The 13,225-nt window shown below is 61.5% G+C and carries 11 protein-coding genes; 8 read left to right on the top strand and 3 right to left on the bottom strand.

The features are described from left to right. Nucleotides 1-265: 265 nt before the first annotated feature. Together aceA and DFR34_RS00765 are read right to left on the bottom strand one after the other, a co-directional pair. A complete protein-coding gene (gene aceA, locus DFR34_RS00770; RefSeq protein ID WP_110389244.1) occupies nt 266-1,564 on the bottom strand; it encodes an isocitrate lyase in 1,299 nt (432 codons plus the stop codon). 7 nt (nt 1,565-1,571) lie between these two features. Continuing rightward, the gene (locus DFR34_RS00765) at nt 1,572-1,895 is read right to left on the bottom strand and encodes a hypothetical protein (RefSeq protein ID WP_146215019.1); all 324 of its coding nucleotides are present in this window, start codon (nt 1,893-1,895) and stop codon (nt 1,572-1,574) included. Nucleotides 1,896-2,053: 158 nt separating this feature from the next. Between DFR34_RS00765 and grpE the strand changes: the two genes are divergently transcribed. The 8 genes from grpE to DFR34_RS00725 all read left to right on the top strand — a co-directional run bounded on the left by grpE (nt 2,054) and on the right by DFR34_RS00725 (nt 12,523). After that, the gene (gene grpE / locus DFR34_RS00760) at nt 2,054-2,578 is read left to right on the top strand and encodes a nucleotide exchange factor GrpE (protein WP_110389242.1); all 525 of its coding nucleotides are present in this window, start codon (nt 2,054-2,056) and stop codon (nt 2,576-2,578) included. 187 nt (nt 2,579-2,765) lie between these two features. Continuing rightward, nucleotides 2,766-4,703 (top strand): molecular chaperone DnaK, encoded by a 1,938-nt coding sequence (dnaK, locus tag DFR34_RS00755; protein ID WP_110389241.1) that lies wholly within the window; start codon nt 2,766-2,768, stop codon nt 4,701-4,703. A gap of 122 nt (nt 4,704-4,825) precedes the next feature. After that, nucleotides 4,826-5,974 carry a molecular chaperone DnaJ gene (dnaJ, locus tag DFR34_RS00750; RefSeq protein ID WP_110389240.1) on the top strand — a complete coding sequence of 383 codons (1,149 nt, stop codon included), beginning with the start codon at nt 4,826-4,828 and terminating at the stop codon, nt 5,972-5,974. Between the two features lie 136 nt (nt 5,975-6,110). Further along, nucleotides 6,111-8,945, top strand: coding sequence for a COR domain-containing protein (locus tag DFR34_RS00745; protein WP_158281705.1), 2,835 nt, complete (start codon nt 6,111-6,113; stop codon nt 8,943-8,945). 14 nt (nt 8,946-8,959) lie between these two features. Continuing rightward, a complete protein-coding gene (locus tag DFR34_RS00740) occupies nt 8,960-9,286 on the top strand; it encodes a DUF2834 domain-containing protein (RefSeq protein ID WP_245906787.1) in 327 nt (108 codons plus the stop codon). A 177-nt stretch (nt 9,287-9,463) separates the two neighbouring features. Continuing rightward, complete coding sequence (gene mnmC / locus DFR34_RS00735) at nt 9,464-11,449, top strand: bifunctional tRNA (5-methylaminomethyl-2-thiouridine)(34)-methyltransferase MnmC2/FAD-dependent 5-carboxymethylaminomethyl-2-thiouridine(34) oxidoreductase MnmC1 (RefSeq protein WP_110389237.1); 1,986 nt, start codon at nt 9,464-9,466, stop codon at nt 11,447-11,449. Then, the gene (locus DFR34_RS00730) at nt 11,449-11,826 is read left to right on the top strand and encodes a cupin domain-containing protein (RefSeq protein ID WP_110389460.1); all 378 of its coding nucleotides are present in this window, start codon (nt 11,449-11,451) and stop codon (nt 11,824-11,826) included. Before mnmC ends, DFR34_RS00730 begins: the two co-directional genes overlap by 1 nt. Beyond that, nucleotides 11,819-12,523, top strand: coding sequence for a TIGR01621 family pseudouridine synthase (locus tag DFR34_RS00725; protein ID WP_110389236.1), 705 nt, complete (start codon nt 11,819-11,821; stop codon nt 12,521-12,523). Before DFR34_RS00730 ends, DFR34_RS00725 begins: the two co-directional genes overlap by 8 nt. A 63-nt stretch (nt 12,524-12,586) precedes the next feature. On the opposite strand, the gene recR is transcribed toward DFR34_RS00725, so the two are convergent. Next, nucleotides 12,587-13,192 carry a recombination mediator RecR gene (gene recR / locus DFR34_RS00720; protein WP_110389235.1) on the bottom strand — a complete coding sequence of 202 codons (606 nt, stop codon included), beginning with the start codon at nt 13,190-13,192 and terminating at the stop codon, nt 12,587-12,589. Nucleotides 13,193-13,225: the final 33 nt, after the last annotated feature.

Here is a 13,225-nt window from a genome sequence, read left to right as displayed (position 1 = left end):
GCCCATCGACATGCCGATGTTCGATAGGCGACGTTTTATCTCCTTGGTTTATTTATAGCACGGGGATTCCGTCACCCACAGCGGGCCAGACAAAAAATGGCGACAACATGACGGAAACTTGATCTGGGCCAAAAGTGAACGCCCATGAAAAAACCCCACCAGGGTGAGCTGATGGGGCCAGAGGGTCGATGCCAGGCGCAGAACGCCTGGAGTGATGCGAAATCGTAGACCCAGACCGCCGGGCTGGCCGGCGGCGAGGTAAATCTTAGTGGAACTGTTCTTCTTCGGTGGAGCCGGTCAGGGCGGTCACCGAGGACTTGCCGCCTTGAATCACGGTGGTCACATCGTCGAAGTAGCCAGTGCCCACTTCCTGCTGGTGCGACACGAAGGTGTAGCCACGTTCGCGAGCGGCGAATTCCGGCTCTTGCACCTTTTCAACGTAGGCCGACATGCCGCGGGCGACGTAGTCTTGGGCCAGGTCGAACATGTTGTACCACATGTTGTGGATACCGGCCAAAGTGATGAACTGGTACTTGTAGCCCATGGCGCCCAGTTCGCGCTGGAATTTGGCGATGGTGGCATCGTCCAGGTTTTTCTTCCAGTTGAACGACGGCGAGCAGTTGTAAGCCAGCATCTTGCCCGGGTGCACCTTGTGCACGGCTTCGGCGAACTTGCGAGCGAATTCCAGATCCGGGGTGCCGGTTTCGCACCACACCAGGTCGGCGTAGTGAGCGTAGGCGATGGCGCGGGAGATGGCTTGGTCCAGGCCCTTGCGGGTCTTGTAGAAGCCTTCGGAGGTGCGCTCGCCGGTCAGGAACGGCTTGTCGTTTTCGTCGTAGTCGGAAGTCAGCAGGTCAGCGGCTTCGGCATCGGTACGGGCGATCACCAGGGTCGGCACGCCGTACACGTCGGCAGCCATACGGGCAGCGATCAGCTTTTGCACGGCTTCTTGAGTCGGCACCAGCACTTTGCCGCCCATGTGGCCACACTTCTTCACGGAAGCCAGCTGATCTTCCCAGTGCACGCCAGCGGCGCCGGCGCGGATCATGGACTTCATCAGTTCGAAGGCGTTCAGCACGCCGCCGAAACCGGCTTCAGCATCGGCCACGATCGGAGCATGGTAGTCGATGTAGCCCTTGTCGCCGGCTTCGATGCCCTTGGAGTGCTGGATTTCGTCAGCGCGGGTGAAGGCGTTGTTGATGCGTTCAACCACCTTGGGCACGGAGTCCACCGGGTACAGGGATTGATCCGGGTACATGGCGGAGTATTCGTTGTTGTCAGCTGCAACCTGCCAGCCGGACAGGTAGATGGCCTTGATGCCGGCCTTGACCTGTTGCATGGCTTGGCCGCCGGTCAGGGCGCCCAGGCAGTTGATGTACGGTTCGTTGTTGACCAGATTCCACAGCTTCTCGGCGCCACGGCGGGCCAGGGTGTACTCGACCGGGAAAGAGCCACGCAGGCGCTCCACGTCAGCGGCGGTGTAGCCGCGCTTGATGCCAGCCCAGCGCGGATTTTCAGCCCAGTCTTTTTCGATGGCAGCGATGCGTTGTTCGCGAGTCGTCATGTTTCTGTTACCCCAGAATGTATTCAAATTGGCCTAAAACGGGCGACATGCCCGTGATTCCTGTTTTGCCCTGCAACAAGGCAAAAATGGCGAGCGCGGCGGTGTCGGCTTGCGCACGGTTGTGGTGGATGGCCACAACCGGATACCAGCCAAACCGGGTGTTTTCACCTCGGTTTTGCAGGCTTTCGTACAACTTTGTGTAGGGAATTAAACCATAAAAAATCAGTCCTGTGTGCGCCGCAGCAATAAAAAAATGTCGCATTTTCGTAAATGAAAACCGGTGTTCGGCAGCCGAAAATTTTGCACTGCAAGATAGTAAAAACACGGTCATTTACTTGTCGCAAGCGAACACGCTCACCCGCGGCACGCCTTGCTCCATCAGCGTTTGCCTGTCGTCAGGCCCAGAGAAAACCACCATCGCGCCACGACAGGGGGTTGAAACTCGCCACAATGCCCCTACTTCTCGCAGCATTATTCACGGAGGTCGCCATGCAATCCCAAGACAACCCTCAACAACCCGCCGCCGACGAACTGAACGCACAGCAGGCGCAAGCCCCGGCTGACGCTAGCGCGCGCGTGGCCGAGCTGGAAGCCCAGGTTGCCGAACTCAAGGATCAATACCTGCGCACCCGCGCCGAGCAAGAAAACCAGCGCCGCCGCGCCGCCGAAGATCTGCAAGCCGCGCATAAATTTGCCGTGCAAAAGTTCGCCGCCGAACTCTTGCCGGTGAAAGACAGCCTGGAGCTGGCGCTGGCCGACCAGAGCGGCCAGTTTGACGCGCTGAAAAACGGCGTGGATCTCACCCTGAAGCAACTGGCCTCGGCGTTTGAAAAATTCCAGCTGCTGGAAATCAACCCGCAAGGCGAAAAGCTCGATCCGCACAAACATCAGGCCATCAGCATGGTGGACGCCGCCGGCGCCGAAGCCAACACCGTGGTGCATGTGATGCAAAAGGGCTATCAGATTGCCGAGCGCGTGCTGCGCCCGGCCATGGTGGTGGTGGCCAAGGGCTGACCCCGCCGCGCGCGACCGGCCAGCTCAAGAAAAGTTCAGCAAAACCACTTGAAAAGCCGGCAAGCGCACTTATCTGGCAAAACAAGACACACAACGGATGACACTGCCGCCAGGCGCAACTAAGCGCTTGAATCCATACACGGTGCCGTCATCCCATCAGTAAAAGATACGCGAAAGGAATTGAATCATGGGCAAGATCATTGGCATCGACCTGGGCACCACCAACAGCTGTGTGGCCGTGCTGGAAAACAACCAGCCGAAAGTGATTGAAAACGCCGAAGGCGCACGCACCACCCCGTCCATCATCGCCTATCAAGAAGACGGCGAAATCCTGGTGGGCGCGCCGGCCAAGCGCCAGGCCGTCACCAACCCGAAAAACACCCTGTACGCCGTCAAGCGCCTGATCGGCCGCCGCTTCGAAGACAAAGAAGTGCAAAAAGACATCGACCTGATGCCGTTCTCCATCGTCAAGGCTGACAATGGCGACGCCTGGGTGGGCGTGCGCGACAAAAAACTGGCCCCGCCGCAAATCAGCGCCGAAGTGCTGCGCAAAATGAAAAAAACCGCCGAAGACTACCTCGGCGAAGAAGTCACCGAAGCCGTGATCACCGTGCCGGCTTACTTCAACGACAGCCAGCGCCAGGCCACCAAGGACGCCGGCCGCATCGCCGGCCTGGAAGTCAAGCGCATCATCAACGAGCCGACCGCCGCCGCGCTGGCCTTCGGCATGGACAAGATGGAAAAAGGCGACCGCAAAATCGCCGTGTATGACCTGGGTGGCGGCACCTTTGACATCTCCATCATCGAAATCGCCGATGTCGATGGCGACAAGCAATTTGAAGTGCTGGCCACCAACGGCGACACCTTCCTGGGCGGCGAAGACTTCGACCAACGCATCATCGACTACATCATCGGCGAATTCAAAAAAGAGCAAGGCATCGACCTCAAGCAAGACGTGATGGCCCTGCAACGCCTGAAAGAAGCCGCTGAAAAAGCCAAGATTGAGCTGTCCTCGTCGGCGCAGACCGAAGTCAACCTGCCCTACATCACCATGGACGCCACCGGCCCGAAACACCTGGTGCTGAAAATCACCCGCGCCAAGTTCGAATCGCTGGTGGAAGAACTGATCGAGCGCTCCATCGAGCCGTGCCGCATGGCGCTGAAAGACGCCGGCCTGAAGCCTGCCGACATCGACGACGTGATCCTGGTGGGCGGCCAAAGCCGCATGCCCAAGGTGCAAGACCGCGTCAAAGAATTCTTTGGCAAAGAACCGCGCCGTGACGTGAACCCGGACGAAGCCGTGGCCGTGGGCGCCGCCATCCAGGGCGCCGTGCTGGGCGGCGACCGCAAGGATGTGCTGCTGCTGGACGTCACCCCGCTGTCGCTGGGCATCGAAACCCTGGGCGGCATCATGACCAAGCTGATCCAGAAGAACACCACCATCCCGACCAAGGCCAGCCAGGTGTTCTCCACCGCCGACGACAACCAGAACGCGGTGACCATCCACGTGCTGCAAGGCGAACGCGAAAAAGCCAGCGCCAACAAGAGCCTGGGCCAGTTCAACCTGTCGGACATTCCGCCGGCCCCGCGCGGCATGCCGCAGATCGAAGTCACCTTTGACATCGACGCCAACGGCATCCTGCACGTCTCCGCCAAGGACAAGGCCACCGGCAAAGAAAACAAGATCACCATCCAGGCCAGCTCCGGTCTGTCTGAAGCCGAAATCCAGCGCATGGTGCAAGACGCCGAGCTGAACGCCGAAGAAGACAAAAAGCTGCACGAACTGGTGCAAGCCCGCAACCAGGCTGACACCCTGATTCACTCGGTGAAAAAATCGCTGGAAGAATACGGCGACAAGATCGGCGCTGACGAAAAAGCCAAGATCGAAGAAGCCGTGAAAGACGCCGAAGCCGCGATCAAGACCGACGACAAGGCCGACATCGAAGCCAAGATGGAAGCCCTGGGCAAAGCCAGCCAGAAACTGGGCGAAATCATGTACGCCCAAGCCCAGGCCGAAGGCCAGCCGGCATCAGACGGCGCCCAGGCCGCCGGCGGCAGCGCCGGCAAGAAAGAAGACGGCAACGTGGTGGACGCCGAATTCGAAGAAGTGAAAGACAAAAAGTAACTTCGCCTCGCCAACCGGCCTGTGGGCACAGCCATCAGAGACCCCCTTCTCTGGGCTGTGCCCTTTGCACGCCGGCCCTACACACACGCCGACGCCGCGCGCGCCGGCAGGAATGAACAGCCATGGCCACGAAAAAAGATTTTTACGAGCTCTTGGGCCTGAACCGCGATGCGTCGGAAGACGACATCAAAAAGGCCTACCGCAAGCTGGCAATGAAATACCACCCGGACCGCAACCCGGACAGCAAAGAAGCCGAAGAGAAATTCAAGGAAATCAAAGAAGCCTACGAAATCCTCTCTGATAGCCAAAAGCGCGCCGCCTACGACCAATACGGCCACGCTGGCGTAGACCCCAACGCCGGCGGCGCGGGCTTTGGCGCCGGCGGCGCTGGTTTTGGCGGCTTTGGCGACGCCTTTGCCGACATCTTTGGCGACATCTTTGGCGGCCGCGCCGGCGCCGGCCAAGGCGGCGGCCAGCGCAGCAATGTCTATCGCGGCGCCGATTTGCGCTACAACATGGAAATCACCCTGGAAGAAGCCGCGCGCGGCTGCGAAAAGCAAGTGCGCATCCCGGCGGTGGAAACCTGCGACACCTGCCACGGCAGCGGCGCCAAGCCCGGCACCGAACCGAAAACCTGCCAAACCTGCGGCGGCCACGGCCAAGTGCGCATGCAGCAAGGCTTTTTCAGCATCCAGCAAACCTGCCCCACCTGCCACGGCACCGGCAAAGTCATCCCCGAACCCTGCCATGTGTGCAACGGCAGCGGCCGGGTGAAAAAGAACAAAACCCTCAACGTCAAAATCCCCGCTGGCGTGGACGAAGGCGACCGCATCCGCCTGGCCGGCGAAGGCGAACCCGGCGTCAACGGCGGCCCGGCCGGCGACCTGTACGTGGTCACCCACATCCGCGAACACAGCGTGTTCCAGCGCAACGGCCAGGATCTGCACTGCGAAATGCCCATCAGCTTCTGCACCGCCGCCCTGGGCGGGGAAATCGAAATCCCCACCCTCGACGGCGTGGCGCGGCTGAAAATCCCGGCCGAAACCCAATCCGGCCAAGTGTTCCGCCTGCGCGGCAAAGGCATCAAATCCGTGCGCGGCGCCAGCTTCGGCGACCTGCTCTGCCACGTGGTGCTGGAAACCCCGGTGAAACTCACCGAACGGCAAAAAGAACTGCTGCGCCAGTTTGAAGCTGAAGGCGCCGACAGCAACGACGCACAAAACCCCCGCGCCAAATCGTTCATGGACAAGCTGAAGGACTTTTTTAACTGATTGTTCAGTGAGTCAGGGTGTGGAGTAAGGCAGAAAAGGACGCTTGTGGGCGTCCTTTTTTGTGGGTGGGGGTGGGGTATGTGTTTGGTATGATGTGGGGATGTGTGGAAGGGGATGGGGTGGTGGAATGAGTGACGTGAGCAAGGATTGGCTGGAACTGGAAGCGGAACGGCGGATTGAGGAAGTGCGGGCGAGTGGGGTGGAGAAGCTGGACTTGTCCGGGCTGGATATTGAGATGGTGCCGGCGTCGGTGGCGGGGCTGGAGCAGGTAAACTGGTTTCAGTTTCTACCTCATCGTCGTGTGGTAGATGTAACCGCATTAAAGCAGTTACCGGCTTTACAGAAGGTAAATTTATGGCTATGCAACGAACTGTGTGATTTATCACCGCTAACTACGCTAGCTAACTTACAGCACTTGGGCTTGTACGACTGCCAAGCAAACTTATCGCCACTGGCTTCACTGGCTACCCTACAGCATTTGAAGCTGTTCAGATGCCATTCGTTAACTAATATATCGCTACTGACTTCGTTCAAAAACTTGAAGCTCTTGGATTTGAGTTGGAACTACAAGCTGACTGATCTCTCGCCGCTGGCTTCGCAGGCCAACCTGCGGCAACTAGTGCTAGACGGATGCAATAATTTAAGCGATTTAGCGCCCATATTGAAACTACCTAAATTAAAAGCCCTGTATTTAATTGACGCAATCCCACTTTCTTGCCAACCAGGAAGCAGCATCTTGGAGGGCGCTAAAGAACTAGAAATGCTGAGCTGTAATAGTTTACTTATTGCACCAAATGAATTAGCCTCACAGCCTGAATTTTTTAATCCAGACAACTGCCTCCCCCGCCTAAAAGCCTGGCGTGCCGATCTTGACCAAGGCCAGGCAGACAATCACCGTATCAAGCTATTTGTACTGGGTAATGGCTCAGCCGGCAAAACCCAAATCTGTCGGCGATTGAATGATCAAGCATTTGATCCCAACATCCCCTCCACCCACGGCATTGACTTAGGCAAAATCACTCTAATCTCAGCTAATGAAGATAAGCCGGAGATCGTCGCTCATGTCTGGGATTTTGGCGGCCAGGATATTTATCATGGCACCCATGCACTATTCATGGACGAGCGCGCACTGTTTGTGATTGTGTGGAACCCAGAATTGGAAACCGCGCAGCCATATGCCGAGCATGGCGTGGCTATGCGCCACCGGCCGCTGGCGTATTGGCTGGCCATGGTGCGCGATGTGGCGGGGGAGAGTGCCGCCGTGGTGGTGGTGCAGTCCAAGTGCGATCGACAGCAAGACAGCGTGCTGCCTCCTTTACCGGCAGAGCATGGCTTGCGCTATTTGCGCTACACCGCTTGCAGCGCAAAAAACCAATCGGGCATGAGCAGTTTGTTGACAAGCATTCAGGATCAAGCGCAGCTGTTACTGGAGCGTTATGGCCAGGTGTTGTTGCCAGCCAGTTGGGTGGCCGTCGGTGACACCCTGCGCGCGCGCTGTAGCAAGGGGGCGCGCACCTTGCCCCGTGCTGAGTTTGAGACATTATGCCGCGTCCACCACGCCAGTGCGCCGCCCGAGGTGGTGCTGCATTATTTGCACGGCAGCGGTGAGGTGTTTTACCGGCCAGGTTTGTTTGGGGATCAGCTGATTCTCGATCAGCAATGGGCACTGGATGGCGTATATGCCGTGCTGAATCGGCAGCGCAGTCTGCCGCTGCTGCGTCGGCAAGGCAGGGTGTTTGATCAAGAAATCTTGGATGAACTGGTGTGGCGGGGTAAATATTCGTCAAACGAGCAGGCCTTGTTCATTTCCCTGATGGAACAGTGTGGCGCATGCTTTCCTGTGAACCAGGATTGGGATCACCCCAAGAAAACACATTACCTTGCCCCAGATTTATTGCCTGAACGCAGTGAGACACAAGAGAAAATTGATGATAAATGGCGCAGAGTGGAAGCCCATTTGGAAGTCTGGCTAAACTACCGCTTTTTGCACGATGGCGTGATGAAAGCACTGTTGTGCGCCATCGGCCGCCGTGCTGGTGTGCATGCCGTGTACTGGCGCTATGGCGTGTGTTTTTTTGATCAAAGGATGCAGGCGACTTTTTTGCTGGAGGCGCAGCCGGATATCGACCCGCAGCAGCCAGGTGCTGGCCGGCTAGTGTGGCAGGCCCATGTGGCACAGGAAAATAAAATGGCCGAGGTGCAAGGCTGGCTGGAGGATTTGTTAAGCACTGTCGAGCGCAACACACAGGGGCAGCGGCCAGAGGTGAGCTGGCAACGCTCGCGGGCGCACACTCCAGCGCAAGACCGTAAGGCATCGCATCACGATGACCCGGTACAACGTTTGCAACCGGGCAGCCCGCCAGACGCCAAGCCCACCGTGTATGTATCGTATGGCTGGGGTGAGGCCAACACTGAATTATTAGCACAATTGGAGACAGCTTTTACCCAGCATGGTTGCCAGCTGATTTACGACAAGAGAAAAATGCGCACGGGGGACTGGATTTCTGCATTTATGCGCGAAATTGGCCAAAGCCGGCATGTGTTGGTATTGCTGGATGATAAATATTTGCGCTCACCGTACTGCATGCGTGAATTACTCTATTTGTATCAGTCCAGCTTGGGTGATAAAGCTGAATTTTGCCGACGCATTGTGCCATGCTTGCCAGAGTCATTGCCGCTCAGCCCAGTCAAGCATCGCTTACCATATTTGCGTCACTGGAAGGAAGAAGCTGAATCGCACCAGGACTTGCTTGATGAGTTTAGTTTGGCGGAGCTTTCACCCGAAACGCGCGATGAAGTGTTGTTGGTCAAGGATTTTTGCCATCGCACCGATGAAATGCTCGCCTGGATCGCCGACACCCTGATGCCGCGCGGCGCCCAAGCCCTCTCCGCCGACAACTTCGCCGCCATTTTCACCGCTCTACAAAACCAGGGTTTCCCGCTGCCCGCTGCCACGGGGCCAGGCCAATGATGCGCGGGGTGTCGATGTTTCATGTCTATCTGGCGCTCAGCGTGGCGGGGGCGGTGATTCCCCTGGGGTGTTTTTTGCCCTGGCTGGGCGCGCATGGCCTGGCTTTGCCGCTGTTGCTGCATACGGCGTGGGCGACGCCGGTCAGTGCGTTTGCCTGGGCGGATGTGGTGTTTTCGGGGGTGGCCTTGCTGGTGTTCATCGCCCACGAGCAGCGCCGGGCGCGCACGCCGTGGGCGTGGCTGGCGGTGCTGGCCTTGTTCACCGTGGGAGTGTCGCTGGCTTTGCCTTTGTTTTTGGCGCTGCGCGAGCGGGCGCGCACGGCTCGTGCAATATTTGCTTAGCGCCGCCAACCCTCCTGACGTTGTTGCGCGGCCTGGCCGGTGTCTGCGGCCGCACACCTCATCAGGACCGCTGCACGGGGTTGTGCGCGCGACGCTTAAACCATATGAAGCCAGGTCGCACCACACCCACCCTGTGGGCTATCATCCGGCTTTATATTTGCTGATGTTTGACCGCGCATGACTGCTTCAAGCCCCCTGCTGGATTGGCAGGATGGCCAGCCGGTGTCCACCCGGTTTGGCGATGTGTATTTCTCCCGCGATAGCGGCCTGGATGAAACCCACCATGTGTTTCTGGCGCATAACCGCCTGGCCGAGCGCTGGGCGGCCTTGCCTGCGGATGGCCGCTTTGTGCTGGGCGAGACCGGCTTTGGCACCGGGCTGAATGTCTTGTGCGCCTGGCAGCTGTGGCGGCGCTGTGCGCCAGCGGGCGCCCGGCTGCATGTGATCAGCACGGAAAAATACCCCATCCCCCCCGAGCAGCTGGCGCGCGCGCTGGCCTTGTGGCCCGAGCTGGCCGAGTTCAGCCAGGCGCTGCTGGCGCAATATGCCGCGCTGGGGCCGGGCTGGCATCGCTTCAGTTTTGATGAGGGCGCAGTCACGCTCACCTTGCTGGTGGGCGACGCGCTGGACACCCTGCCGCAGCTGGACGCCGCCAGCAGCGCGGTGGACGCTTGGTTTCTGGATGGCTTTGCCCCGGCGCGCAACCCGGAGCTTTGGTCGCCCGCGCTGTTTGCCCAGCTGGCGCGGCTGTCGGCGCCGGGGGCCAGTTACGCCACGTTTACTTCTGCCGGCGTGGTCAAGCGCGGCCTGGCCGAGGCGGGCTTTAGCGTGCGGCGGGTGGCTGGCTTTGGCAGCAAGCGGCATATGCTGTGCGGCGAGCTGGCCGCGCCGCCCGCGCCGGCCTGGCGCGCGCCGTGGTTTGCCTGGCCGCGCCACACCGGCCAGCGACGCGCGCTGGTGCTGGGCGGCGGCATTGCCGGCGCGGCGGCGGCGGCGGCGCTGGCGCGGCGCGGCTGGGCGGTAACCCTACTGGAGCAAAAAGCGGCGCTGGCCGACGGCGCTTCTGGCAATGCCCAGGGCGTGCTGCACACCAAATTGTCGCCGCACCTCACCCCGCTCACCCGTTTGTTATTGTCCGGCTACGCCTACAGCCTGCGCCAGCTGCCCCGGCAGCTGCGCGCTGGCGAGGATTGGGACGCCTGCGGCATTGTTCAGCAGAGTTTTGACGCAGACGAAGCCCAGCGGCACGCCGGCCTGGCGGCGCTGGGCCTGCCCGAGGCGCTGCTGCGCCCGGTGGATGCGGCGCAGGCCAGCGCGCTGGCCGGGGTGGCCTTGCCGCATGGCGGGCTGTGGTTTGCCCAGGGCGGCTGGGTGCACCCGCCGGCCTGGGTGCGCCAACTGGCGGCCACGCCGGGGGTGACGGTGTGTTGCGGGGCGGACATCGTCGCGCTGGAGCACGACGGCGAACAATGGCAGGCGCGCGCGGCGGACGGCCGCCAGTGGCAGGCGCCGGTGGTGGTGGCAGCCAACGCCCATCAGGCCGGCCAGTTCAGCCAGCTGGCGCATTTGCCGATCAAGCCGATTCGCGGCCAAGTCAGCCATGCGCCGGCCACCGAGGCCAGCCTGGCGCTGCGCGCGGTGGTGTGCGGCGAGTCGTATATCTCGCCGGCCCGCCATGGCCGCCACTGCTTTGGCGCGACTTTCCGTTTTCAGGCCGAGCAACTGGCCGTCACCACCGAAGAGCATCAAGAAAACCTGGATAAACTGGCCGCGCTCAGCCCGGACGTCTGGCGGCGATTGGGGGGCGAGGCGCTCAGCGCGCAGGCGCTGGACGGCCGTTCTGGCTGGCGCGCCACCACGCCGGACTATCTGCCCTTGGTCGGCCCGGTGGCCGACGCTGCCGCCTTTGCCGACGTCTACCCGGCCCCCGAGCGCTGCGGCCCACGTCAGCCGGGGCCAGACGCGCCGTGGCTGCCGGGGCTGTATGTCTCGCTGGCGCATGGCTCGCGCGGCTTGGTGACTGCGCCGCTGGCCGGCGAGCTGCTGGCGGCCATGCTCAACCACGAACCGGCGCCGCTGCCGCAGCCGCTGCTGGACGCCCTGCACCCCAACCGTTTTTTATGGCGCGCGCAAAAGCGCCGCCACGCCCCGGGGCGCGCCTGATGACTGTCTCTCACTACGCCGACTGCCCGCCCTATCGCACCAAGGATGGCTCGGAGATCCGCGAGCTGATGCACCCGGACGTGCACGGCAACCATGGACAAAGCCTGGCCGAGGCGCGCGTGCCAGCCGGCGGGCGCACGCTGGCGCACCGCCACGCGCGCAGCGAAGAGCTCTACCACGTCACTGCCGGCGCCGCCTGGCTGTACCGCGATGGGCAAAAAGTGTGGCTGCAAGCCGGCGACACCGCGCGCATTGCCCCCGGCTGCGTGCACTGGCTGGACAACCCCGGCCCGGCCGAGCTGGCCGTGCTGTGCTGCTGCGCGCCGGCCTACGCCCACACCGACACTGAACTGATCGACGAGGCCAGCGATGTTTGAGGTGCTGGCCGTCACCGAGCGCTGGGTGTTGATCGATAAACACCCGGATGTGTCGTTTCACCGCGAAGACGCCGACATCGGTCTGCTGGACGCCCTGCGCGCCGCCACCGGCCTGCCGGCGCTGTACCCGGTGCATCGGCTGGACGCCATCACCTCCGGCCTGCTGCTGTTCGCCCGCGACCCCGCCACCGCCGCCGCGCTGGGCCGCGCCTGGCAGGCCGGCGAGGTGGGCAAGCTGTATCTGGCCATTGCGCCGGGCAAGCCGAGTAAAAAGCAAGGCTGGGTAAAGGGCGATATGGAAAAATCCCGCCGCGGCGGCTGGAAGCTGCTGCACAGCCGCGCCAACCCGGCCGTCACCTGGTTTGACAGCGTCAGCCTGGCCCCCGGCCTGCGCCTTTACCTTTTGCGCCCCTACACCGGCCGCACCCACCAGCTGCGGGTGGCGCTGAAAAGCCTGGGCGCACCGATTCTGGGCGATGCGCTGTATGGCCCGGCCCAGCACGACAGCGACCGTGGCTATCTGCACGCCGCGCTGCTGAGCTTTGCCCTGGACGGCCAGCGCTGGACCTACACCTGCCTGCCCAGTCGCGGCCAGTGGTTTACCGCGCCAGACAGCCAGGCGCAGATGGCGGCGCTGCTGGCGGCGGGTCGGGCAAGGCTGGAGGCAGAAATGCCGACGGGGGTAGCGTTGGATTAAGAGCGGCTCACAAAACCCTCCTGGCCTTGTCGCGCGACCTTGCCGTTGTCTGCGGTCGTGCGCCTAGCCGCCCGTCACCCCGCGCCGCTCAAACAGCGCCTGTGCCAGCGTGCCAGGGTCGGTGTGCTCCAGCTCGCCGCCCACCGGCAGGCCGCGCGCCATGCGCGTCAGCGTCAGGCCGTGGCCCTTGAGCAGCTCGGACAAGGCATGCGCGGTGGTTTCGCCCTCGGCGGTGAAATTGGTGGCCAGAATCACCTCGCGCACCGCGCCATCCAGCGCGCGATGGGCGAGTTTTTCCAGCGGCAAATCGCGCGGGCCAATGCCATCCAGCGGCGACAGCCGGCCCATCAGCACAAAATACAGGCCATCGTAGCTTTGCGTGTGCTCCAGGGTGAGCATGTCGGCGGGCATTTCCACCACACAGAGTTGATCCTGACGGCGCGCCGGGTCGGCGCACAGCGCGCACAGCGGGGTTTCGCTGAAGGTGTTGCAGCGTTGGCAATGGCCGATGTGGCTGAGCGCGTGTTCCAGCGCGCGGGCGAGTTTTTCTGCGCCGGGCTTGTCGCGTTGCAATAGGTGATAGGCCATGCGCTGGGCGGATTTGGGGCCAACGCCGGGCAGCACGCGCAAGGCGCTGATCAGTTGGTCAAGACTGGGCGGGTTTTTCATGGGGCATCCGGCGGGGTTCCGGCAAACAGGCAG

Origin of the sequence: Rivihabitans pingtungensis, from assembly GCF_003201855.1 — a bacterium.
GTDB classification, from domain to species: Bacteria; Pseudomonadota; Gammaproteobacteria; order Burkholderiales; family Aquaspirillaceae; genus Rivihabitans; species Rivihabitans pingtungensis.
The sequence above is the reverse complement of the archived record's forward strand: the minus strand, read 5'-3'. Positions and strand labels throughout refer to the sequence as shown.